Source organism: Rhizobacter sp. SG703 (genome assembly GCF_012275445.1).
Classification (GTDB): domain Bacteria; phylum Pseudomonadota; class Gammaproteobacteria; order Burkholderiales; family Burkholderiaceae_C; genus Rhizobacter.
The window spans coordinates 1-23,341 of sequence record NZ_JAAZQK010000008.1; the positions used below are offsets into that span (position 1 = coordinate 1).

Annotated in this window: 21 protein-coding genes; 12 read left to right on the forward strand and 9 right to left on the reverse strand. The window is 70.0% G+C overall.

Annotated elements, in window-relative coordinates; translation table 11 throughout:
* Window positions 1-2,310 (forward strand): RHS repeat-associated core domain-containing protein (locus tag FHT26_RS17660; RefSeq protein WP_168561434.1); only part of this gene is annotated, 2,310 nt, incomplete at its 5' end.
* Between the two features lie 10 nt (window positions 2,311-2,320).
* A complete protein-coding gene (locus tag FHT26_RS30615; protein ID WP_490362796.1) occupies window positions 2,321-2,620 on the forward strand; it encodes an immunity protein TriTu family protein in 300 nt (99 codons plus the stop codon).
* Between the two features lie 448 nt (window positions 2,621-3,068).
* Here FHT26_RS30615 and FHT26_RS17665 read toward each other — a convergent pair whose 3' ends face one another.
* Window positions 3,069-3,983 (reverse strand): hypothetical protein, encoded by a 915-nt coding sequence (locus FHT26_RS17665; protein WP_168561435.1) that lies wholly within the window; start codon window positions 3,981-3,983, stop codon window positions 3,069-3,071.
* 61 nt (window positions 3,984-4,044) lie between these two features.
* A complete protein-coding gene (locus tag FHT26_RS17670; protein WP_168561436.1) occupies window positions 4,045-5,361 on the reverse strand; it encodes an Nramp family divalent metal transporter in 1,317 nt (438 codons plus the stop codon).
* Between the two features lie 113 nt (window positions 5,362-5,474).
* On the opposite strand from FHT26_RS17670, the gene FHT26_RS17675 reads away from it, so the two are divergent.
* The 3 genes from FHT26_RS17675 (at window position 5,475) to FHT26_RS17685 (ending at window position 7,341) form a co-directional block, all read left to right on the forward strand.
* Entirely contained in the window at window positions 5,475-5,858 is a 384-nt protein-coding gene (locus tag FHT26_RS17675; RefSeq protein WP_210427469.1) for a VOC family protein, read from the forward strand.
* A 65-nt stretch (window positions 5,859-5,923) separates the two neighbouring features.
* Entirely contained in the window at window positions 5,924-6,634 is a 711-nt protein-coding gene (locus FHT26_RS17680; protein WP_168561437.1) for a helix-turn-helix transcriptional regulator, read from the forward strand.
* Between the two features lie 65 nt (window positions 6,635-6,699).
* Window positions 6,700-7,341 (forward strand): glutathione S-transferase family protein, encoded by a 642-nt coding sequence (locus FHT26_RS17685; RefSeq protein WP_168561438.1) that lies wholly within the window; start codon window positions 6,700-6,702, stop codon window positions 7,339-7,341.
* Here the strand turns inward: FHT26_RS17685 and FHT26_RS17690 are convergent, their stop codons facing one another.
* The 4 genes from FHT26_RS17690 to FHT26_RS17705 all read right to left on the reverse strand — a co-directional run bounded on the left by FHT26_RS17690 (window position 7,342) and on the right by FHT26_RS17705 (window position 12,466).
* The gene (locus FHT26_RS17690) at window positions 7,342-8,733 is read right to left on the reverse strand and encodes an amidase (RefSeq protein WP_168561439.1); all 1,392 of its coding nucleotides are present in this window, start codon (window positions 8,731-8,733) and stop codon (window positions 7,342-7,344) included.
* A complete protein-coding gene (locus tag FHT26_RS17695; RefSeq protein ID WP_168561440.1) occupies window positions 8,730-10,214 on the reverse strand; it encodes an ABC transporter substrate-binding protein in 1,485 nt (494 codons plus the stop codon). Before FHT26_RS17695 ends, FHT26_RS17690 begins: the two co-directional genes overlap by 4 nt.
* Window positions 10,215-10,370: 156 nt before the next feature.
* Window positions 10,371-11,228: an ATP-binding cassette domain-containing protein gene (locus FHT26_RS17700; protein ID WP_168561441.1), complete on the reverse strand. Its 858-nt coding sequence runs from the start codon at window positions 11,226-11,228 to the stop codon at window positions 10,371-10,373.
* Window positions 11,225-12,466 carry a fumarylacetoacetate hydrolase family protein gene (locus FHT26_RS17705; RefSeq protein ID WP_168561442.1) on the reverse strand — a complete coding sequence of 414 codons (1,242 nt, stop codon included), beginning with the start codon at window positions 12,464-12,466 and terminating at the stop codon, window positions 11,225-11,227. Before FHT26_RS17705 ends, FHT26_RS17700 begins: the two co-directional genes overlap by 4 nt.
* Window positions 12,467-12,594: 128 nt before the next feature.
* On the opposite strand from FHT26_RS17705, the gene FHT26_RS17710 reads away from it, so the two are divergent.
* The 5 genes from FHT26_RS17710 to FHT26_RS17730 all read left to right on the forward strand — a co-directional run bounded on the left by FHT26_RS17710 (window position 12,595) and on the right by FHT26_RS17730 (window position 16,857).
* The gene (locus FHT26_RS17710; RefSeq protein ID WP_168561443.1) at window positions 12,595-13,035 is read left to right on the forward strand and encodes an RbsD/FucU family protein; all 441 of its coding nucleotides are present in this window, start codon (window positions 12,595-12,597) and stop codon (window positions 13,033-13,035) included.
* Window positions 13,036-13,117: 82 nt separating this feature from the next.
* On the forward strand, window positions 13,118-14,059 hold the full coding sequence (locus FHT26_RS17715; protein WP_168561444.1) for a dihydrodipicolinate synthase family protein: 942 nt from the start codon (window positions 13,118-13,120) through the stop codon (window positions 14,057-14,059).
* Window positions 14,060-14,084: 25 nt separating this feature from the next.
* Complete coding sequence (locus FHT26_RS17720; protein ID WP_168561445.1) at window positions 14,085-15,083, forward strand: sialic acid TRAP transporter substrate-binding protein SiaP; 999 nt, start codon at window positions 14,085-14,087, stop codon at window positions 15,081-15,083.
* The gene (locus tag FHT26_RS17725) at window positions 15,083-15,568 is read left to right on the forward strand and encodes a TRAP transporter small permease (protein ID WP_168561446.1); all 486 of its coding nucleotides are present in this window, start codon (window positions 15,083-15,085) and stop codon (window positions 15,566-15,568) included. The genes FHT26_RS17720 and FHT26_RS17725 overlap by 1 nt, the downstream gene beginning before the upstream one ends.
* The gene (locus FHT26_RS17730; protein ID WP_168561447.1) at window positions 15,565-16,857 is read left to right on the forward strand and encodes a TRAP transporter large permease subunit; all 1,293 of its coding nucleotides are present in this window, start codon (window positions 15,565-15,567) and stop codon (window positions 16,855-16,857) included. The genes FHT26_RS17725 and FHT26_RS17730 overlap by 4 nt, the downstream gene beginning before the upstream one ends.
* 4 nt (window positions 16,858-16,861) lie before the next feature.
* On the opposite strand, the gene FHT26_RS17735 is transcribed toward FHT26_RS17730, so the two are convergent.
* The 3 genes from FHT26_RS17735 to FHT26_RS17745 are packed head-to-tail and all read right to left on the reverse strand — an operon-like array spanning window position 16,862 to window position 20,691.
* On the reverse strand, window positions 16,862-18,331 hold the full coding sequence (locus FHT26_RS17735) for a GGDEF domain-containing protein (protein ID WP_168561448.1): 1,470 nt from the start codon (window positions 18,329-18,331) through the stop codon (window positions 16,862-16,864).
* Between the two features lie 27 nt (window positions 18,332-18,358).
* Window positions 18,359-19,747 carry an aminopeptidase P N-terminal domain-containing protein gene (locus FHT26_RS17740; RefSeq protein WP_168561449.1) on the reverse strand — a complete coding sequence of 463 codons (1,389 nt, stop codon included), beginning with the start codon at window positions 19,745-19,747 and terminating at the stop codon, window positions 18,359-18,361.
* Window positions 19,748-19,773: 26 nt separating this feature from the next.
* Window positions 19,774-20,691, reverse strand: coding sequence for a hypothetical protein (locus tag FHT26_RS17745; protein WP_168561450.1), 918 nt, complete (start codon window positions 20,689-20,691; stop codon window positions 19,774-19,776).
* Between the two features lie 225 nt (window positions 20,692-20,916).
* On the opposite strand from FHT26_RS17745, the gene FHT26_RS17750 reads away from it, so the two are divergent.
* On the forward strand, window positions 20,917-21,897 hold the full coding sequence (locus FHT26_RS17750; RefSeq protein ID WP_168561451.1) for a potassium channel beta subunit family protein: 981 nt from the start codon (window positions 20,917-20,919) through the stop codon (window positions 21,895-21,897).
* Window positions 21,898-21,994: 97 nt separating this feature from the next.
* A complete protein-coding gene (locus tag FHT26_RS17755) occupies window positions 21,995-23,314 on the forward strand; it encodes an NAD(P)/FAD-dependent oxidoreductase (protein WP_168561452.1) in 1,320 nt (439 codons plus the stop codon).
* Window positions 23,315-23,341: the final 27 nt, after the last annotated feature.

The following is a 23,341-nucleotide window of genomic DNA, read 5'->3' on the forward strand; positions in this document are numbered from 1 at the left end:
ATGACGCGCCGGCTGGAGCCGGACCTGGACAGCCGCTGGGAGTACGACACCGCGACCCAGGGCACCGGCGAGCTGGCCGAGACCTTCACCTGGGCGGGCAACACGAAGGACTACCGGCGCGTGCACGGCTACGACGCACTCGGCCGCCCGAGCACGACGGTGACGAGCCTGGACGCGGACTACGCGAGCACGGTGACCTACGACGCGTTCGGCCGCCCGGACCGCACGACGCACAGCCGCTCGGCCAGAGGGGCGGGTGCCATCGGCGCGGTGCCCGCGTCGAACACCTTCCAGCAGCACTACAACGCGACCGGCTACGTGGACCGCATCGACCGCTACGAGGGCGCGAGCACGACGGCGACCACGCTGTGGACCGCGCAGTCGATGGACGCCGAGGGCCGGCTGACGCAGGAGCAGCTGGGCAACGGCGCGGTGACCCGACGGGGCTACAACCCGTACACCGGGCGCCTGAACAGCATCCGCAGCGGGGTGTCGGCCGCCGATGCGCAGTTCCAGGACGACAGCTACGACTACGACGTGCTCGGGAATCTGGAGAGCCGCAGCCAGTTGATGACCAACGGCGGCGCGGCGTTGAACGAGAGCTTCACGTACGACGCGCTGAACCGGCTGAACACCAGCACGATCGGCGGGGTCACGAAGACGACGACCTATGACGAGCTCGGCAACCTGACCAGCAAGACCGGCGTCGGGCTGTACCGCTATCCGCCATCGGGCGCGGGCAGCGTTGCGCCGAACGCGGTGGCGTCGGTGCTGGGCACGGTGGCCGGGCTGGCGAACCCGGGCTTCAGCTACGAGGTCAATGGCAACCTGAAGACCGGCCTGGGCCGCCGCTATGCGTGGACCGCGTACGACATGCCGTCGAGCATCGACAGGCTGGACGGGACCAACCCGGTGCAGCGCACGGCGTTCCTGTACGGCCCGGACCATGCAAGAACCCGGCAGACCATCAGCCCGATGAGCGGCGAGGTGGCGGGAAGCCCGACCACGACGATCTGGTACGGCGGTGCGATGGAAAAGGAGATCGACACCGCGGCCAACACGACGACGATCCGCACGGTGCTGCCGGCGCAGCTCGGCTTCATCGAGGAGAGGTTCAGCGGCACGGCCACGGCAGCGACGGCCGACGGTGTGCGCAACCTGCGCTACTTCCTGACCGACCACCTCGGCTCCACGCTCGCCGAGATGGACCAGGTGCAGGCTGTGTTGCAGCGCATGAGCTACGACGCGTGGGGCCGCCGTCGCAACGCCGACGGCAGCGACGACACCGGCCCGCAATGGGGCAGCCTGAAGAACGCGCAGGACCACAGCGGCTACACCGGCCACGAGCACCTGGACCAGCTGGGGCTGGTGAACATGAACGCGCGGATGTACGACCCGCTGCTCGGGCGGCACACCAGTGCGGACCCGACGGTGCCGGATCCGACGAACGTGCAGGCGTTCAATCGCTACAGCTATGTGTTGAACAACGCGTTGGTCTTCACGGATCCGACCGGGCTGGCGCCGGACGGAAAGCGCAACACCACCAGCGACAGCATCTGCCTGGGGAAGCCAGACTGCCGAGTGCAATTCGAATTGCCGCCTGACGAAGAACCGGGGAAAACGAATGGCGAAAAAATGGGAGTGGCTGTCAGAGAAGGGGGCGTGACGACTACTCCGGCCGCGAATGACTCGCCGCCGCCGCCGCCGCCACGTGCCACGGGAGCACCCATGACTCCGGCGCAAGAGCAGACAGCCAACGAGCCGAACATCCGATTGCACGGCCAGTGCGATGAGGTTTGTCGCAACAAGATCTACTCCGACAGCCAGGATTACCACAACCGCAATCGGTCGACGATCTTTGAGGCGGTCACGGCTTTGATTTTTCAGGGAATCGGAAGAATTTTCGGTCCGGCATCGGAAACAGCTCCACCTGTTGCGGCAAAGCCGCCTGCTTCTGCAAAGGGTCCATCGGCAGGCGTCACAAACGAAACAACCAGGGTCGGACGATGGATGTCGCAAGCTGAGTACGATGCGATGAAGGCCTCAGGAAAGGTACAAGAAAGCTTGTCTGGAACAACTCACGTAGCCACCCCGGCCGAGGCGACCGCGTTCATTAGTCAAGCCAAGCCGGGAAGCGTGTATGTGGAGTTCAACGTGCCCAACGCAGCATTGAAGGCAACTAACGAAGGATGGTCAAAAATTGTTGGTCCCAACTCCTTGGAGGGACGGCTTGCGGCGCGAAAAGGGTTAGAAATACCTCAAATGCCGGAAGCAACGAACATCGTTCATACAGCGACCAAACTTCCATAGGAGCGAGAACATGCTGGATCTTTTTATTCTTTGGGCAAGGCAAATCTCGCGCAGACCTGTTGGACAGGATATTGAGATGCGTCTCACGGTAAGCGAGCCCTCAGCCAATCCATCAGCACGATTGGACATTGATGCGCCTACGATGGTTGCTCGCGTTACGTGTTGGGAGAGTGGTGATTACGACGCGGAGGTCATCGACGTCATGACGGAGGAAACGCTCTTCTCGAGTCACGGCGAATTCCAAGCAGGACGGCCAGTTTCGGAACGGCTTTCCGCCTTCTTCGAGGCCCTAGGGATAAAACTTGACTAGTCCGCCCTGAACAACTCGTTTTCAGCCAACGCGTGGTCGACTTCGCCACCTGCACCCATGCGCATACGCCGTCGTCACGCACGGGTGCCAGAAGTTCGTCACCTTGCCGGCGGCATACCGGCCCGGCAACTCCGCACCGCGCCGCTGCGGTCGACCTCGATTTAGCCGTCGTCCGCTAGTCGCAGCCCGCCCCGGATAGGCTTTCGGACCACGTACCCGAATGGTTCGCCTTACACAGGGTCGACTCAATGAAGAATTTGAACCTAGCGGTCTCAAGCCTGAAGTGCAACACCCCGCCAAACAGGCAAGGTCGACGACGCACAGACGAGATATCAGCAATTGCGGCCGGAAGGTCATGATGGCGCACAGCGACCTTCCGTTGCATGGCAACTTCGCCGAGTGCTGCACTGATCTGGAAATCCTTCAGGCGTGGCGTGCTTCACGCCGCTCATCGGGATGCTCCGGCCGTAGGCAACGCCGGCAACGACGCCGCCTTGCGGTCGAACCACTCGCGCAGCCCGGGCTCGTCGAAGCGCTCGGCCAGCGCGAGTGACGCATGGCGGGCGATGCGCGCTGCCTCGTGCTCGCCCATGCCGTGCCGGGCGCGTGCCAGTTCGAGCAGCAGGAAGGCGCGGTCGACGTCTTCGCTGCCGTTCGCTTCGATCGTGTTGATGCCGTCGCGCGCGGCATGCGCCGCGGTCTCCCAGTCGGCCAGCGCATTGGCCACCAGTGCGATCAGGTAGTCGGCACGCTCCACCTGCATCCAGGTGCCGGCGTGCTGCCAGGCCGTCTTGCAGCAGCGGGCGGCGCGGCTCATCGATGCCGCCACCGCCGGGTCGGTGGTGGCAGGCTGCGGGTGTTCCAGCCAGCCGGAGAGCGTGTTGTTGATCGCGCGCGCCGCCATCGCCAGCACCGGGCCGCCGGCCGGCGCGGCTTCGATCGCCTGCACGCAGGGCACGAGGTTGGCCGCCACCAGCACCGGGTCGGCGGTGCCGGCCAGGTGCTGCAAGGCCCCCAGGCGAACCGCGACCGCGGCCAGGCTCGGGCCGCAGCCGAGCGCCTGCGCGAGCTCGGCCTCGGCCTGCCACGCCTGCAGCGCGGCACCGCTCATCGCGCAGGCCACCGCGCGGTTGCGCAGCACGACCGGCGGCTGGCCGGCCAGCGCCGGCAGCGCCTCCAGCAGCGCCCGCGCGCCGGGCCAGTCGTGGCCCTTCTCGCCGATCACATGGTTCACCAACCAACTGTACGACGCGAGGTCGTCGACTTCGAGCGTCGACGGTGCGATCGCGCGCAGCCGTGCCGCGGCGCCGACCAGGTCGGCGTCGTGGACCTGCATCAATGCCGATACTTCTGCCAAGGCCATCTCAACTCCTCTCGGTGAGTCGCAAGGAAATCCCTTTTTGAATTGAAGGGACGAGCACAGATCAGCGCCAGAGTGCCGACACGAGCCACAGGTTGGCCGCGCCGATCAGCACGAACAGTGTCCACGCGCCGGTCTTCAACCACGGTCCGTTCGCGAACGGACCCATCAGCGCGCGGTCGCTGGTGAAGCGGATCAGCGGCCAGATCGCGAACGGCAACTGGAAGCTCAGCACCACCTGGCTGGCCACCAGCAGCTGGCCGACACCCGCCTCGCCGAGCCACAGCACACCGCCCAGCGCCGGCAGCAGCGCGAGGCCGCGCGTGATCAGCCGGCGCTGCCAGCACGGCATCTTCAGGTCGAGGAAGCCTTCCATCAGCACCTGCCCGGCGATGGTGCCGGTGAAGGTGGAGCTCTGCCCGGCCGCGAGCAGCGCGACGCCGAACAGCACCGATGCGAACGCGCCGCCGACCAGCGGGTCGAGCAGGTGGTAGGCGTCCTGGATCTCGGTGACTTCGGTGTGCCCGCTGCCGTTGAAGGCCGACGCTGCAAGCGTCAGGATGGCCGCGTTCACCAGCAGCGCGAGCGACAACGACACCACGGTGTCCAGCGTCGACAGCCCGATCGCCTCGCGCTTCGCTGCATCGTCGCCGCCGACGTGGCGCGTCTGCACGATCGACGAATGCAGGTACAGGTTGTGCGGCATCACGGTGGCACCGAGGATGCCGATCGCGAGGTACAGCGCCTGCGGGTTCTCGATCGCCGACAGCCGCGGCACGAAGCCCTGCGCGACGGCGCGCCAGTCGGGCCCGACCATCGCGAGCTCGACCGCGTAGCAGACGCCGATCGTGACGATCAGCCCGAGCACGATCGCCTCGACCTGGCGGAAGCCCTTGCCCTTGAGGCCGAGCACGACCAGCGTGTCGAACGCGGTGATCACGATGCCGGTGACCAGCGAGACGCCGAACAGCAGGTGCAATGCGAGCGCGCTGCCCAGCACCTCGGCGACGTCGCACGCGACGATCGCGAGCTCGGCCAGCATCCACAGCACGCGGCTGGTCGCCTTCGGGTAGTGGTCGCGGCAGGCGCGCGCCAGGTCCTTGCGGGCCACCAGGCCGAGGCGCAGGCTCAGCGTCTGCAGCAGCATCGCCGCCAGGCTGGACAGCAGCACCACGCACAGCAGCGCGTAGCCGTAGCGCGAGCCGGCCTCGATGTCGGTCGCCCAGTTGCCGGGGTCCATGTAGCCGACCGACACCAGCAGCCCCGGGCCGGCCACCCGCAGCAGCTTGCGCCACAGCGGCGCTTGGGCGGGGATCGCGATGCTGCCGCGGACTTCGGACGGGCAGAACGGGGCGGTGGCGGTGCGCGGCAATGACAGCATGCGCCGCATTCTGCCGGGCTGCTGACACGACGTTGTCAGCAGGCGCCGCGCAGCATCGCGGCTTCTCTCCGGCGCCCCGCGGCGCCGCCTCGTGCCACCCCTGGAGATCCGCCATGACCGACACCATCCGCAGCGCCCTGAACTGGTTCGAGATCCCGGTCACCGACCTCGACCGCGCCCAGGCCTTCTACGAGAAGCTCTTCGCGACCACGCTGCGCCGCGAGCCGATGGGCGAGGTGACGCTGGCGGTGTTCGGCTACGACGAGCCGGGCGTCGGCGGCTGCCTGATCGCCGGCGACAGCGTCGCGCCGCCGTCGCAAGGCGGCACCATCGTCTACCTGAACGCGCAGCCGTCGCTCGATGCGGTGCTCGAGCGCGTGCAGGCTGCCGGCGGCGCCATCACCACGCCGAAGGTCACGCTGCCGGGCGACATGGGCTGCTTCGCCCACATCGCCGACAGCGAAGGCAACCGCATCGGCCTGCACGCGCTGGCGTAGCATTCGCGCCCAGGAAACGTCGTCATGAACGCCACCCCCGGCTCCACAAGAGCCCGCCCCTGCTGATGCGCCGCGCCGATCGCCTGTTCCAGCTGGTGCAGCTCGTCCGCGGGCGGCGCCTGACCACCGCCGAGTTCATCGCCGAGCGGCTCGAGGTGTCGGCGCGCACGGTGTACCGCGACGTCGCCGACCTGCAGCTGCAGGGCGTGCCGATCGAAGGCGAGGCCGGCGTCGGCTACCGCATGCGGGCCGGCTTCGACCTGCCGCCGCTGATGTTCAGCGGCGAAGAGGCGCAGGCGCTGGTCGCGGCGGTGCGCATCGCGCAGCCGCGCATCGATGCGGCGCTCGCGGCGCGCGCCGACGCCGCGTTGTCGAAGATCCTGTCGGTGCTGCCGAGTGCGGCCCGCGCGGCGGCCGAAAGCCTCGCGCTGTATGCGCCCACCTTCGATTTCGACCCGCAGGCGCGTTCGCACCTGGAGCTGCTGCGGCTGGCCGCCGAATCGCGCCGCCGCGTCGAGCTGCAGTACGTCGACCTGAAGGAGGTCGGCACCGAGCGCACGGTGCGGCCGCTCGGCTGCTTCTACTGGGGCGCGGTGTGGACGCTGGCCGCGTGGTGCGAGACGCGCGAGAGCTTCCGCAGCTTCCGCGTCGACCGCATCCGGCAGCTGATCGTCACCGATTCCGCGTTCCGCGACGAGCCGGGCAAGACGCTGGCCGACCTGTTCCGCCACAACGAGGCCGCGGCCGAGGCGCACCGCAACGCGAACGCCGCCTGATCGAGGCCCGCCCCGGCACGGCGGGCTCTTAAGATGCCGGGCTCCGCACCCACCCCGGCCTCCCCATGATCCAGCTGTATTACTTTCCCGGCAACGCCAGCATGGCACCGCACATGCTGCTCGAAGAGCTCGGCGTGCCGTTCGAGCTCGTGCGCGTCGAACGCGAGAAGGGCGCGCTGCGCTCGCCCGAGTACCTGAAGCTGAACCCGAACGGGCTGATCCCGGTGCTGGTCGACGGCGGGCTGGTGCTGTACGAGGCCGCGGCGATCTGCCTTCACCTGCTGGACGCGCACCCGCGGTCCGGCCTCGCGCCGGCCGTCGGCACGCCGCAGCGGGCGCATTTCTACAAGTGGCTGATGTGGCTGACCAACACGCTGCAACCGGCCCTGATCACCTACTTCTACCCCGACCGCTACGTGCGCGATGCCGACGCGGTGCCGCAGGTGAAGGACTGCGCCGAGGCGCGCGTCGGCGCGCTGGTCGACCTGCTCGAGGCCGAGCTGGCGTCGCATGGCAAGCCGTGGCTGCTCGGCGATGCGTTCAGCGCGGTCGACCTGTACGCGCTGATGCTGTGCCGCTGGACGCGCGGCTTCCACCGGCCGGCGCGCAGCCTGCCGGCGCTCGGGGACTGGCTGCAACGCGTGCTGGCACGGCCGGCGGTGCAGCGGATGCTGGCGCGCGAGGGGTTGCAGCCGCCGCTGGTGTGATCAGGGGTGCGGCCACGCCCGCTGCGCCGGCCGCATCCGCTCCCACGCCCACGCCAGCTGCAGCACGCCCAGGTCGTCATGCCGCGCGCCGACGATCTGCAGCCCGATCGGCAGGCCGTCGCCGGTGTAGCCGCAGTTGATGCTGGCCGCCGGCTGCTCGCTCATGTTGTACGGCAGCGTGAACGCGATGTGCTCGAACGGCCGCGCCGGGTCGTTGGTCGGGCACGGCAGCTCGGCGGCGAAGGCCGGGATCGGCGCGGTCGGCGACAGCAGTGCGTCGAACGGCCGGCAGGCCGCGACAGCCGCCTCGCGCATCGCGCCCATCTGGCTGTAGCCGTGGAACACCTGCGCGCCGCTCAAGGCCGCACCGCCGCGCGCCCAGTCGACGATGAACGGCAGCACCTTCGCGCGCCGCGCCTCGGGCAGCGCCGCGATGTCGGTCCACGCGCGGCAGCGCCAGAAGCGGTCCATGCCGTCGATCATCTCGCGCGTCATGAACGGCGCGACCGGTTCGACGATCGCGCCGGCGCCTTCGAAGGCCCGGGCCGCCGCGTCGACCGCCGCCCGCACCTCGGGCTCGACCGGCAGGCCCCAGCCGGCGTCCATCAGCAGCCCGAGCTTCAGCCCGCGCAGCGGGCGGTCGAGCTGCCCCCACGCGATGTCCTGGTGCGGCAGGCTCATCGTGTCGCGCATGTCCGGATCGGGCCGCGACAGCACGCCCATCAGCAGCGCCGCATCGGCGACCGTGCGCGTCATCGGCCCGGCCACGCGGCCGGCGTACGGCGGCTGGATCGGGATGCGGCCGAGGCTCGGTTTCAGCGTGAAGATCCCGCACCAGCCGGCCGGCAGCCGCACCGAGCCACCGATGTCGGTACCGACGTGCAGCGGCCCGTAGCCGGCGGCCGCGCCGGCCGCGGCGCCGGCGCTGCTGCCACCCGGGTTGCGGCGCAGGTCCCACGGGTTGCGCGCCAGCGGGTGGAAGCTCGACAGCCCGGACGACAGCATCCCGTAGTCGGGCATCGTCGTCTTGCCGAGGATCACCGCGCCGGCCTCGCGCAGCCGCGCGGCCGGCGGCGCGTCGGCGGCGGCCGGCACCAGCTCGGTGGCGGCGGTGCCCAGCGGCACCGGCGTGCCGCGGGTCGCGATGTTCTCCTTGATCATCGCCGGCACGCCGTCGAGCGCGCCGAGCGGTGCGTTCGCGAGCCAGCGCGCCTGCGAGGCCTCGGCCTGGGCGAGCGCCGCCGCCGCGTCGAGCGCATAGGTGGCGCACAGCCGCGGCTCCCAGGCCTCGATGTTCGCCAGCACCGCGCGCGTCACCTCGACCGGCGACAGCGTGCGCGCCGCATAGGCCGCGAGCAGTTCGACGGCGCCCAGCTGCGCGAGCGCGTTCATTGCCAGCTCACCGCGCCCATGTCGTTCGCGAACACCGGCGAGCTGCTCCACAGGCCCTTCAGCCGCTTGTTGGCGACCAGGAACTGCGGCAGCTGGAACAGCCAGGCGTTGACCGCGTCGTCGGCGAGCCGGCGCTGCGCATCGCCGAGCAGCTTCAGCCGCTCCTTCGGGTTGGTGCTGGCGTCGTACTTCGCGACGATCCCGGCGTAGGCCTTGCCGTCGTAGCCGAAGTAGTACGACGGGTCGGCATACACCGCGAAGTCGAGCGGCTCGACGTGGCTGATGATCGTCAGGTCGAAGCTGCCCTTGAACGGGCCGGCCAGCCACTGCGCCCATTCGACATTGTCGATCTTCGCGACGATGCCGACCTTGGCCAGCTGCGCCGCGACGATCTCGCCGCCCTTGCGCGCGTACTGCGGCGGCGGCAGCGAGAGCGTCACGTTCAGCGGCGTCGCGACGCCGGCTTCCTTCAGCAGCGCGCGTGCCTTGTCGGGGTTGTACGGGTTCACGCCGGTCAGGTCGACGTAGCCGGCATCGCTGGGCACCAGGTGGCTGCCGATCGGCGCGCCGTGGCCTTCCATCGCGCCGGCGATGACCGCCTTGCGGTCGATCGCCATCGCGATCGCGCGGCGCACGCGCACGTCGTCGAAGGGCTTGCGCTTGTTGTTGATCGCGACGAGGGTCTTGCCTTCGGTGCCGCCGACCGCGACGGTGAAGCGCGGGTCGTTCTGGAACTGCGCGAGGCTTTGCGCGGCCTGGAACCGCGGGAACGCGTCGACGTCGCCGGCCATCAGCGCGGCCGATTGCGCGGCCGGGTCGTTGATGATGCGAAAGCTCACCTTCTTCAGCTTGATCGCGGCGGCGTTGCGGTAGCCGTCCCAGCGCGACAGCACCACCGCGGTGCCGCGCGACCAGCTCTCGAAGCGGAACGGGCCGGTGCCCACCGGCTTCGTCGCGGTGGTGGCGGCGCTCTTCGGGTCGAGGATCACCGCGGTGTTCTCGCCCAGGCGGAACAGCAGGTTGCCGTCGGCCTTCGCGAGCACCAGCACCACCGTCTGCGCATCGGGCGTCTCGATGCGGGTGATGTTGTCGAACACCGCCTTCTTCGCCTTGTTGGTGCTGCCTTCGGCGCGGGCGCGCTCGAAGCTGAACTTGACGTCGGACGCATCGAAGGCCTCGCCGTCGTGGAAGCGCACGCCCTTCTTCAGCTTGAAGGTGTAGAGCCGGCCGTCGGGGTCGATGCTCCAGCTGTCGGCCAGCAGCGGCGTCACGCTGCCGTCGACGTTGATCTTCGTCAGGCCCTCGAGCACGTTGTAGTGGACGATCTCGCCGATCGACGCCGCCGCCGAGGTGGTCGGGTCGAGCCCCGGCGGCTCGAGCGTGATGCCGATGACGGCGCTGTCCTTGCGGGACTGCGCGGTGGCGAGCGTCGCGGCGAACAGCAGCAGCGTGGCGGTGGTCTTGAGGGCGGCGTGCGTCATCGGGCGATGGTAGCGGCAGCCGAACGACTGGAGCGTTGCACACAAACCGTTCGGGCCGAGCCTGTCGAAGCCTCGCGTACACACGTCGTCGCGGTGATCGCACACAAACCGTTCGCGCTGAGCCTGTCGAAGCGCTGTGCGCAGGCTTCGACCGGCTCAGCCCGAACGGAGCTTTGCGGGCAAGGCTTCGACAAGCTCAGCCCGAACGGGCCCTGGCGCGACTTGATGAACACTTGCGGCCGCCACCAACGCACGCGTATATGCATGCTGCGGCGCCCCGAACACCTCGTCCGCCGCACCGCGCTCGACGACCTCGCCGTTGCGCATCACCAGCACCTGCGCGCACAGGTGGTCGACCACCGCGAGGTCGTGGCTGATCAGCAGGTAGGTCATGCCGAAGCGCTGCTGCAGGTCGCTCATCAGGTTCAGCACCTGGGCCTGCACCGAGACGTCGAGCGCGCTCACCGGCTCGTCGGCGACGATCAGCTTCGGCCGCGTCACCAGCGCCCGCGCGATCGCGATGCGCTGGCGCTGGCCGCCGGAGAACTCGTGCGGATGGCGGTCGGCATCCGACGCGCGCAGCCCGACCGCCTCCAGCGCCTCGGCCACCTGCCCGGCCGCATCGGGCGCGCCGTCGGGCAGCGGCTCGGCGACGATGCGGCCGACGCGCTGCCGCGGGTCCAGCGAGCCGTACGGATCCTGGAACACCATCTGGAAGTCGCGCCGCGCCGCGCGCAGCCCGGCTGGCGCCAGCGCGTTCAGGTCTCGCCCGTCGAACAGCACCCGCCCGCTGCTCGGCGGCTCCAGCGCCATCGCGATGCGCGCCAGCGTCGACTTGCCCGATCCGGATTCGCCGACGACGCCCAGGTTGTGCCCGGCCTGCAGTTGCAGGCTGACGCCGCGCAGCGCGTCGACCACCGGCGCTGGCTGCAGCAGCCGCTCGCGCGGCAGCGTGTAGCGGCGCGTCACCTGCTCCAGCGCGAGCAGCGGCGCGCCGCTGCCGGGCAGGCTCACGCCAGCAGCTGGCGCGCCGCCAGGCTGCGCATCAGCGCGGTCAGCCCGAAGCGCCACGGCGCGATCTCGTCGCAGCGGCGCACCCGGTTGACCAGCGCGCCGAAGGCCGGCGACGACACCGTGACCACGTCGCCCACCACGTGCGTGAAGCCCTGGCCCGGGCCCATGCGGTCCTGCGTCGGCGCGAGCATGGTGCCGAGGAACAGCATCAGCCCGTCCGGGTACTGGTGGTGCGGGCCGATCGCCTGCGCCGCCAGGTCGAGCGGGTCGCGGCTGATCTTCGCGAGCGTGTCGCGGGCCTCGACGCGGAAGCCGTCCGGCCCGATCACGCGCAGCGCGATCTCGCAGCGGCGCAGGTCGTCGATTCCGAAGTGCGCATCGAACAGCCGGATGAACGGCGCCATCGCGCACGACGCGTTGTTGTCCTTGGCCTTGCCGAGCAGCAGCGCGCTGCGGCCTTCGAAATCGCGCAGGTTCACGTCGTTGCCGAGCGTCGCGCCGCGCACCTGGCCGCGGCTGTCGATCGCGAGCACCACCTCGGGCTCCGGGTTGTTCCACGACGAGCCGGGGTGCAGGCCGACATCGGCGCCGGTGCCCACCGCGGCCATCGGCGGCGCCTTCGTGAACACCTCGGCGTCCGGGCCGATGCCGACCTCCAGGTACTGCGACCACGCGCCCTGCGCGATCAGCACCTCCTTGACCTGCGCCGCCTGGGCCGAGCCGGGCACGATGCCGGCGAGGTTGTCGCCGAGGATGCCGGTCAGCGAGCGGCGGATCGCGTCGGCGCGCGACGCGTCGCCGCGCGCCTGCTCCTCGATCACCCGCTCCAGCAGGCTGGCGATGAAGGTGACGCCGCTCGCCTTCACCGGCTGCAGGTCGCACGGCGCCATCAGCCAGGCCTGCGTGCCGTCGCGCAGCGATTCGTCGCTGTTGGCCAGCGCCGACTCATAGGACGCGATGCGCGGCGCCTGGTCGTTGCGCAGCGCCGACTGCACCGCGAACACCGGGTCGTCGAGCTCCATCAGCTGGCTGCTGGTGGCGGCCACCGTCGAGAGGTCGTGCAGGTCGTCGCCGGCCAGCGTGACCAGTGTCGGCCCGACGCCGGGCACCCACAGCCGGCCCACCAGCGTGGCGCGCCGGGCGTCGTGCGGCAGCGACTCGGCCACCTGCAGCGGCAGCGGCGGGAACTGGATGCTCCTGGGGGTGCTGATGGTGGGACTGCTGTTTGGAATGCTCATGGAGGCTCTCGCGGCTGGGTTGACAGGGCAGAAGGGTTTGTCCCGCTGAACGCTGCGGGGCCGGCGCTTACCATGACACCTGGCGTGTCAGGCACCGCTGTCCCACAAAGAAAGCGAAGGAAGTCCCGATGCTCAAGACGATATCGCCGTTGCTGACGCCCGATGCATTGCACGCGCTGGCCAGCATGGGCCACGGCGACGACCTGGCGATTGTGGACGCGAATTTCCCCGCCGCCCAGGTGGCGCAGCAGGCCGGTGCGCGCCTGGTGCAGGTCGCCGGCGCCGACGCCCCGGCGGTGCTGGCGGCACTGCTGCCGCTGTTTCCGCTCGACACCTTCGTGCCGCAATGCGCCTGGACGATGCAGGTGGTCGGCGACGCCCGCGCGGTACCGCCGCCGGTCGTCGAATTCCACCGGCTGCTGCACGCCGCCGGCGAGCGCGAGCCGGCAGCGCTGGAGCGCTTCGCGTTCTACGAGCAGGCCCGGCGCGCCTTCCTGATCCTGCGCACCGGCGAGCAGCGCAAATACGGCAACCTGCTGCTGCGCAAGGGGGTGGTGGCCACCGACTGACGACCCACCGGCCGATCCGACGTTCGTTTCTGGCGCGACGGGAGCTGCGCCGTCCATCTGCTCCCACTGACGGGAGAAGACCATGACGATTCCTGCCGCATCCGCCTCGTTCCACGGCATCTGGCCGGCGCTGCTGACGCCGCTGAAGCCCGACCTCGGCATCGACCTGCACCGCTTCGGGCTGCACGCGCGCGCGCTGGTGCATGCCAAGGGCTGCGGCGGCGTCGTGCCGTTCGGCACCACCGGGGAGGGGCCGGCGTTCTCGGTCGACGAGCGCCGCGACGCGGTCGACGCGCTGGTCGGCGAGGGCGTGCCGGCGGCGCAGATCCTGGTCTCCACCAGCTGCGCTGCGCTGCCCGACACGCTGGCGCTGACGCGCCATGCGCTGGCGATCGGCGCGCACGGCTGCCTGATGATGCCGCCGTTCTTCCTGAAGGGCGGGGCGCACCAGGTGACCGACCAGGGCGTGATCGACAGCTACCGCCAGGTGATCGACGGCGCGGCCGACGACCGGCTGCGGCTGTACCTGTACCACATCCCGCAGGTGAGCGGCGTCGGGCTCTCGCGCAAGGTGGTCGAGACGCTGAAGCGCCTGTACCCGCAGACCATCGTCGGCATCAAGGACAGCAGCGGCGACACCGCGCACACGCTGGCGCTGGCCGATGCCTTCAACGAAACGCTGATGGTCACCGCCGGCCACGAGCCCGACCTGCCCGAGCTGGCGCGGCGCGGCAGCACCGGCGCCGTCAGCGGGCTGGCCAATTTCATGCCGCACGTGGTGCAGCGGCTGGCCGGCCGGCCCGACGCGCCGAACACCCCGCACGACGTGTCGCGGGTGCGGCTGCTGCTCGCGATGCTCGGCCCGTATGCGCTGACGCCCGCTTTGAAGGGCATCATGGCGGCCCTGAGCGGCGAACCCGGCTGGTTGCGAGTGCGCGCGCCGCTGGTGGCGCTGACGACGGACCAGATGCACACGCTGCAGCATGCACTGAAGCCGATCGCGCTGGACCTCGACGTCGATTGACCCGAACAAGGAACCTGGAGACTGCATGACTTTCGATTCACGGCGCCGCCGCCTGGCGGCCGGCCTGGTGTTGTCCGGCCTGGCCTCGCGCGGCGCGCGGGCCGCCGGCAAGACGCTGCTGCGCATCTCGACCCCTGCGGTGCCGGACGACTGGCACGCGAAGATGTGGACCGTCTTCAAGGACACGCTCGAGCAGTCGGCTCCCGGCGAGTTCGAGGTGCAGGTCAACCTGAACGCGGCGCTGTTCAAGCAGGGCGCCGAGCCGGCCGCGATGGCGCGCGGCAACCTGGAGCTGGCGTCGATCTCGGCCTTCGACATCGCGAAGCTGCTGCCGGAGTTCTCGATCTTCACCGCCGGCTACATGCTGCGCGACCCGCAGCATCAGCAGAAGGTGTTCAACGGGCCGATCGGCGACGAGATGTTCAAGCGCGTCTCCGACAAGCTCGGCGTCACCGTGCTCGCCACCGCCTACCTCGGCACCCGCCAGGTCAACCTGCGCGACGTGCGCAAGGTGACGACGCCGGCCGACCTGAAGGGCGTGAAGCTGCGCATGCCGGGTTCGAAGGAATGGCTGTTCCTCGGCCAGGCGCTCGGCGCAACGCCGACCCCGCTGGCCTTCGGCGAGGTCTACCTGGGCCTGAAGACCGGCACCATCGACGGCCAGGACAACCCGCTGCCGACGGTGCGCGCCGCCAAGTTCTACGAGGTGACGAAGCAGCTGGTGCTGACCAGCCACCTGGTCGACGGCCTGTTCATCGCGGTCGCCGACACCACCTGGAACGCCGCGAGCCCCGCGCAGCGGCAGAAGCTGAAGGCGGCGGCCCAGGCGGCAGCCCGCTACAACAACGACCACCGCATCCAGGAAGAAGCGCAGCTGGTCGAGTTCTTCAAGCAGCAGGGGCTGCAGGTGACGACGCCCGACGTCGCGGCCTTCCGCCACGCGGTGCAGCAGGCCTATGCCGCGTCGGAGCAGGCGAAGGCGTGGCCGCAGGGGATGCTCGGGCGCATCAACGGAACCTCGTGATGCGACGCTGGCTGAAACGGGGCGCCGACGCGGTCGGCGGCGGCCTGTTCGTGTTGCTGTTCCTGGTGTTCCTGGTGCAGATCACCGCGCGCTTCGGCTTCAACCAGCCGCTGCCGTGGACCGACGAGCTGGCGGTGGTGCTGTATGTGTGGGTGATCCTGTGGTCGACCGCGTTCGTCGTGCCGCAGCGCGAGCACGTCGCGTTCGACCTGGTCTACAACGCGATGCCGGCCAGCGTGCGGCGCGTGTTCCGCGGGCTCTCGGCCGCGCTGTTCGGCGGCCTCGCGCTGTGGGCGCTGCCGGCCAGCTGGGACTACATCCGCTTCATGGCGCGCGAGGGCACGCCGGTGCTCGGGCTGCCGTTCATGGCGGTGTTCGTGCCGTTCGCGTTCATGCTGGCGTCGGTGGTGGCGCGCAGTGCGTTCACGCTGTGGCGCCTCGCGCGCGGGCTCGACCACGAATCGAGCGGCGAGGTGAAACCGTGACTGCCGCGCTGTGGGCCTTGATCGGCGTGCTGGTCGCCGGCTTCGTGCTGCGCGCGCCGATCGGCTTCTCGATGATCGGCAGCGGCATCGCCTACCTCGTCGTCAAGCGGCAGGACCTGGGGCTCGCGGCCGAGCAGGTGCTGAACGGGCTGTACAACAGCTACGTGCTGCTGGCGGTGCCGCTGTTCATCTTCGCCGCCAACCTGATGAATGCCGGCACCATCAGCGAGCGCATCTTCGACTTCTGCCGCATCCTGGTCGGCCGGCTGCGCGGCGGGCTGGCGCAGGTCGACATCCTGGTCAGCGTGGTGTTCTCGGGCATGAGCGGCAGCGCGATCGCCGATGCGGCCGGGCCGGGTCTCGTGACGATCCGGCAGATGCTGAAGAAGCCGGAGTACACGCCCGGCTTCGCCGGCGCGGTGGTGGTGGCGAGCGCGACGCTCGGGCCGATCATTCCGCCGTCGATCCCGATGGTGATCTATGCGCTGGTGTCGGGCAGCTCGGTCGGCGCGCTGTTCCTCGGCGGCGTGGTGCCGGGCGTGCTGATGGCGCTGCTGATGATGGGCGTGGTGCATTTCATCGCGACGCGGCGCGACATGCCGCGCGAGGACAAGGTGCCGCTGCGCGAATGGCCGCTCATCCTGTGGCGTGGCGCGCTGCCGCTGTCGCTGCCGGTGCTGCTGCTGACCGGCATCTACACCGGCATCTTCACGCCGACCGAAGCCGCCGCGGTGGCCGCCTTGCATGCGCTGTTGCTGGCCGGCGTCGTCTACCGGGCGCTCAGCTGGCGCACGCTGTGGGGCGTGGTGATGGAGTCGACGCGTTCCAGCGCGGCGATCACGATGATCCTGGCCGGCGCCTTCATGATGAACTACGCATTCACCGCCGAGGGCGTGCCGCAGTCGCTGGCGGCCTGGATGGCCGGCTTCGAGCTCGGCCGCACCTCGTTCCTGCTGCTGGTGAACCTGCTGTTCCTGGTGCTCGGCTGCTTCATGGACATCTCGGTGCTGCTGCTGGTGTTCGTGCCGATCCTGCTGCCGATGGTGAAGGCGCTGGGCATCGACCTGGTGCACTTCGGCGTGGTGATCGTGCTGAACATGATGATCGGGCTGATCCACCCGCCGTTCGGCATGCTGCTGTTCGTCACCAACGCACTGACAGGCATCCCGATCCGCGACATGCTGCGCGAGGGCTGGCTGTTCATCGTGATGCTGCTGGCGCTGCTGCTCGCGATGACGCTGTTTCCGCCGATCGTGCTGTGGCTGCCGCAGTCGATGGGGTACCGATAGCGCCCTAGCCCGCCTTGCGCCGATCCATCGCCGCGCTCTCGTAGAACGACTTCTTCGACGCGTACATCGCGTGATCGGCCTCGTTGACCGCGGCCTCGATGCGCCCGCCGGCTTCGCAGGTCGCGATGCCCAGCGCGAAGCTCAGCGTGGTCGTGCCGTGGAACTGGTTGTTCAGCTCCGACAGCGACGCCAGCCGGTCCAGCAGCAGCTGCGCCGCGCGCGCGTCCATGCCGGGCAGCAGCAGCGCGAACTCGTCGCCGCCGATGCGCGCGGCGCACATCGGCTTGTCGATCGCCTTCGTCAGCACCTCGCCGGCACGCCGCAGCAGCGCATCGCCGGCCGCGTGGCCCTGCGTGTCGTTGATGGTCTTCAGCCCGTTCAGGTCGGCGACCACCACCGTCACCGGCCATGGGCCCTTGCGCTCCAGCCGGTTGATCTCGTCGACGAAGAACGCCCGGTTGCGCAGCTTGGTCAGCGGGTCGTGCTTGCCGAGGAATTCGAGGTAGGCCTCGGCCTGCTTGCGCGCGGTGATGTCGGTCAGCGAGACCAGCACCAGGTCCCAGTCGGCCTCGTGGCCGGGCAGCACCGAGAACTGCAGGTAGACATGCAGCCGGTCGCCGGCCAGGTTGTAGTTGACGACCTCGCGCTGGTGCGCGGTCTTGCCGTTCCACAGCTCCTGCAGCTGCTCGCCGAAGTGCGCCGTCATGTCGTCGCGGAACACGTCGCCGAGCCGGCGCAGCAAGGTGTCGCGGTCGGGCGCACCGAACATGCGCAGCGTCTGCTGGTTCACGTCGACCACGCGCACTTCCTGCAGGCAGCGGGTCACGAACTCCGGGTGCACGTCGGTGAAGACCCGGAAGTCGCTGATGCCCTGCGCGCGCGCCTCGTCGAGCAGGCGCTTCACGCTGCTGAAATCCTCGACCCACAACGACACCGGCGAATGCTCGAACAGCCCGCGCGCATACAGCTCGCTCATGCGCAGCGCCTCGGCGGCGGCGCTGCGCTCGGTCACGTCCTCGATCGACAGCAGCACGCGGTCCCAGCCGGCCTCGTGGCCCGGCAGCACGGTGGCGTTCAGCACGATGTCGAGGCGCCGGCCGTCGAGCGCGTAGTTCACCGTCTGGCTGCTGAAGCGGGTGTGGCCGTCCCACAGCGCGGCCAGCTCTTCGACGAGTTGCTCGAACATGTCGTCGCGGAAGACCCGCGGCAGGTTCTCGACCAGGTGCGCCAGGTCGCGTGCGCCGTACAGCTCGAGCGTGCGCCGGTTCACCTGCAGCACGCGCAGGCAGGCCGAGCATTCGGCGACGCGCCGCGGGTCGGCCCGCAGGTGCGCCCGCAGGTCGGTCACGCCCGCGCCGCGCCAGCGCGCGAAGGTCGCGTGCAGCGCGCTGTAGTCCTCCAGCCACAGCGAGACCGGCGCGAGCTCGAACAGGCTGGCCAGTTCGGCAGGGGGCAGGGTCTCGGTGACGTTCATGGCATGCCGTTCATGCGCGAAGGCGCCTCAGTGCGCGCTCATCCACGCCTCGATGGCGTCAGGCTCGACCGGCACTGCCCGGCTGATCAGCTCGCAGCCGCCGGGGACGACGACCGCATCGTCCTCGATGCGGATGCCGATGTTCCAGAACGCTTCCGGCACGTCGGGCGCCGGCTGCACGTACAGGCCTGGCTCCAGAGTCACGACCATGCCGCATTCGAGCCGGCGCGACGGTGCGCGCACGACCCGCCCGCCGCGGAAATCCGGCTGGTCGACCGCCGGTTCCTGCAGCGACAGGTACTCGCCGACGTCGTGCACGTCGCGCCCGAGCCAGTGGCCGGTGTCGTGCATGTAGAAGCGCCGGTAGGCGCCGCTCGCCATCACCGCGTCGACGTCGCCATGGCGGTCACGCGCCAGCAGCCCGTGGTCGAGCAGGCCCTGCGACAGCACGCGCACCGCCGCCTCGTGGGCATCGCGCTGCCGGCTGCCGGGGCGCGTCGCGGCCACCGCCACCTGCTGCGCGGCCAGCACCACGTCGTACAGCGTCCGCTGCGGCCCGGTGAAGCGGCCGTCGGCCGGGAAGGTGCGGCTGATGTCGCTCGCATAGCCGTCGAGCTCGCAGCCGGCATCGACCAGGCACAGCTGGCCGGCGCGCAGCTCGCCGGGCCCGGCCGCGTGGTGCAGCACGCAGGCGTTGCCGCCGGCCGCGACGATGCTGCCGTAGGCCGGGCCGGTGGCGCCCCGGCGGCGGAACTCGTGCAGCAGCTCGGCCTCGATCTCGTACTCGCGCACCGCGGCCGCCGGGTCGGCGCGCAGGCGCTGGCCGCAGTAGCGCATCGCGCGTGCGTGGGCGGCGGCGGAGATGGCCGCGGCGCGGCGCATCGTGTCGATCTCGTCGGCGTCCTTGATCAGGCGCATCTCGTCGACCAGCGGGCCGAGGTCGCGGTGCACCGGGCCTTCGGCGCCGAGGCCGGCGCGCGTGCGGGCGCGCGCCAGCCAGCCGGGCAGGCGCTGGTCGATCGCGCTCGGCACGGTGAACAGCGTCCAGACGTTGCGCACCCGGCCCATCAGCTCGGGCAGCAGCTCGTCGAGGCGCTCGATCGGCCAAGCCAGGTCGACGCCGAGTGCCTGCGGCGCCGCCTCCGGCCCGAGCATCGGCCCTTCCCACACCGAGCGCTCGGCGTTGGCGGCGTGGCAGAACAGCTCGCTGCAGCCGTCGGCATGCAGCACCAGGCAGCTGTGCGGCTCGTCGAAGCCGCTCAGGTAGTGGAAGTGGCTGCCGTGGCGGAACGGGTGCTCGTTGTCGCCGTTGCGCATCTGCATCGGCGCGGTCGGCACGATCGCCATGCCGCCGCCGGCCGCGGCGAGGCGGCGTGCCAGCTCGGCGCGGCGCCGGCGGAAGGGTGGGGTGCGCATCGGTGGGCGGGCGGTGCGCCGGTGCGTCAGGACTCGCTGTCCGCGCGGGCCTTGGGCGGCTGGGAGGGATCCGCGGCGGCGGCGGCCGCGGCGCGCTGCTTGCGCAGGCGGCGCAGCTCGCGCAGCATTTCCTTGTCGCCGGCGGTCGGGATGCGGCCGCCGTCGGGGTCGGGTGCGTCGGCGGGCCGGGTGTCCGGCGCGCCGGGGCGGGTGTCCAGCGGGCCCGGTCGGGTGCTCGCGCCCTTCTCGTGCCCCGCATTCCTCTCGCTCCTGCTGCCCCTCTCGCCGGCCGGCGTGTCGCCCCGCTTGTCGTTCTGCTTGTCGAGCAGGGCCTGCTGGCGCCAGCGGATCTGGTTGGCCGCGTTCTCGACCGCGTCGAGCTGGGTGTCGGCATCGGTCTTCGGCAGGGCCACGGCGCGCTTGTCGGTCATGCGCATCAGCAGTCGGCAGACGCGGTTGTTGTTCAGGTGGCGCAGCGTCGGCAGCGTGCCGTCTTCCTCGACGACGCTGACGTCGCGGATGTTCTCGATCGCCACCTGGTGCACCTTGCCGGCGAAGCCGCGCTGGAACCAGACGTAGCTCGCGCTGACGCTGACGCGCTCCCAGCGCGCCATGTCGAAGGCGACCGCGCCAAGCACGCCGAGGATGCCCACGAAGATCAGCCAGCCGAACGACAGTGCGGTGCCGAGCCAGATCACCAGGCCGGCGACGATCGGGACGACGACGACTTCGAGCATCGCGTGGTCGGAGGTGCCGTAGACGTTGCGGTCGTAGCTGGCGAGTTCGAGTTCGCCGCTGGCCAGCGGCTGGAACGATGCGGTCAGCGCCTTCGCACCGCGGCCGATCAGGATGTGGCCGGCGACCGCGAACGCGACCAGGAAGGGCAGCAGCAGCCAGGTGCTGAACGACGCGAGGCCGCTGGCGCGGGCGGCGGCGGCGGCCATCGAAGGGCTGACGGGCGCACAGAGCGCCAGCGGCAGCAGCAGGGAGCGGGGGTGGGGAAACTTGATCACGGACGCGACGGTAACGCGAAGCGCTGCGCCCGCAAAGAGGGACGACGAGAAACCGGGCTGCCACAGTACCCGCACTGCGTCCCGGGGCTCGCGTCGCGTGCGCGAATCGACGCGGGGCTGTGGCTAAGATGCCGCAATTCTTAACGAGGTGTAGCGATGAAATACCGTCGATTGGGCCGCAGCGGCCTGCAGGTCAGCGAGCTGTCGCTGGGCTCGTGGGTCACGTACCACAACCAGGTGGACACCGGCTCGGCCGCCGAGATGCTCGCCGCGGCCTTCGACGCCGGCGTCAATTTCTTCGACAACGCCGAAGCCTATGCCGCCGGCCAGAGCGAGGTGGTGATGGGCGAGGCGTTCCGCCGGCTGAAGTGGCCGCGCCTGAACTACGTCGTGTCGACCAAGTTCTTCTGGGGTCTGGACCGCGAGGGCAACACCGTCAACCGGCGCGACACGCTGAACCGCAAGTACCTGACGCAGGCGATCGACGGCTCGCTCAAGCGCATGCAGCTGGAGCACATCGACCTGGTGTACTGCCACCGGCCCGACCCGCACACGCCGATCGAGGAGACGGTCTGGGCGATGAGCGACATGATCGCCCGCGGCAAGGCCTTGTACTGGGGCACCAGCGAATGGAGCGCCGCCGAGATCCGCGCCGCCTACGACATCGCCGAGCGCCACCACTTGCACAAGCCGGTGATGGAGCAGCCGCAGTACCACCTGTTCCACCGCCAGCGCGTCGAGCAGGAATACGCCCGCTTGTACGACGACATCGGCCTGGGCCTGACGACCTGGAGCCCGCTGGCCAGCGGGCTGCTGACCGGCAAGTACCGCAGCGGCGTGCCGCAGGGCAGCCGCGGTGCGCTCGAAGGCATGGGCTTCCTGCTGAAGGGGTTGACCGATGCCGACAAGAACGCCGCGGTCGCGAAGCTGGAGCCGATCGCCCGCGACCTGGGCGGCAACCTGGCGCAGCTGGCGGTGGCCTGGGTCAACCGCAACCCGCGCGTCAGCACGGTGATCCTCGGCGCGTCGAAGCTGTCGCAGCTGCAGGACAACCTCGGCGCGCTGGCGATCACGCCGAAGCTGACGCCGGAGGTGCTGGCGAAGATCGACGAGATCACGGTGCCGTTCGCGGCCTGAGGCATGGCTCGACGCGGTGATCAGGGGGCCTTCGGGCCCCTTTTCCATGCCCGTCGACTGATACCCTCGGCCTGAATCAGCACAACAAGGGCTTCGCATGCAACGGATCGTGATCGTCGGTGGGGGCGCCGGGGGCCTGGCCTTGGCCACGCAGCTGGGCAAGTCGCTCGGGCGCAAGGGGCTGGCGGAGATCACGCTGGTCGACGCGGCGCGCACGCACGTCTGGAAGCCGCTGCTGCACCAGCTGGCGGCCGGCAGCTTCGACACCCATGCCGAAGAGATCGAGTTCCTCGCGCAGGCGCGCGGCCACCACTTCAAGTTCCGCCTCGGCCGGCTGTCGGGCGTCGACCGCGCGGCGAAGACGGTGCAGCTCGATGCGAGCTTCGACGAGGCCGGCCGCGAGATCACGCCGGCGCAGACGCTGGCCTACGACACGCTGGTGATCGCGGTCGGCAGCCAGACCAACGACTTCGGCACCGCCGGCGCGGCCGAGCACACCATCAAGCTCGACAGCCCGCCGGCCGCCAAGCGCTTCAACGACCGGCTGATCAACGCCTGCATCCGCGCGCAGAGCGTGCCGCGCGCGGCCGGCAGCGGCCGGCTGACGGTGGCGATCGTCGGCGGCGGCGCCACCGGCGTCGAGCTGGCGGCCGAGCTGCATGCCGCCGCGCGCGTGCTGGCGAACTACGGCTTCGACCACATCCACCCCGAGAAAGACCTGCAGATCGTGCTGGTCGAGGCGGCGCCGCGGCTGCTGTCGCAACTGCCCGCGCGCCTGAGCGAAGCGGCGGTGCGCGAGCTGCGCAAGCTGGCGATCGAGGTGCACACCAACGAGCGGGTGGTCGAGGTTACCGCCGACAGCCTGCGGATGGCCAGCGGCAAGGTGATCGGCTCCGACCTGACGGTGTGGGCGGCCGGCGTGAAGGCGGCGGATTTCCTGCGCACGCTGGGGGGTGCGCAAGGCAATGAGCCGCTGGAGACCAACAAGCTCAACCAGCTGGTGGTCAACGGCAACCTGCAGAGCACGCGCGACCCGGCCATCTTCGCGTTCGGCGACTGCGCGGCCTGCCAGCAGCCCGACGGCACCTGGGTGCCGCCGCGCGCGCAGGCCGCCTACCAGCAGGCGATGTACCTGGTGAAGGCGATCCCGAAGCTGCTGGCCGGCCAGCCGGTGAAGCCGTTCGTGTTCAGCGACAAGGGCTCGCTGGTGTCGCTGTCGGAGTACTCGTCGGTCGGCAGCCTGATGGGCAGCCTGACGCGCGGCAGCCTGTTCATCGAAGGCCGGCTCGCACAGTTCATGTACTGGGCGCTGCACAAGCAGCACCAGATGGCACTCGGCGGCTTCTGGCGGATGGTGCTGGTGACGCTGTCGGAATTCCTCGACCGCACCTACCGGCCGAAGATCAAGCTGCACTGACTTCTGCCATCCACCCCCACCGCAGGC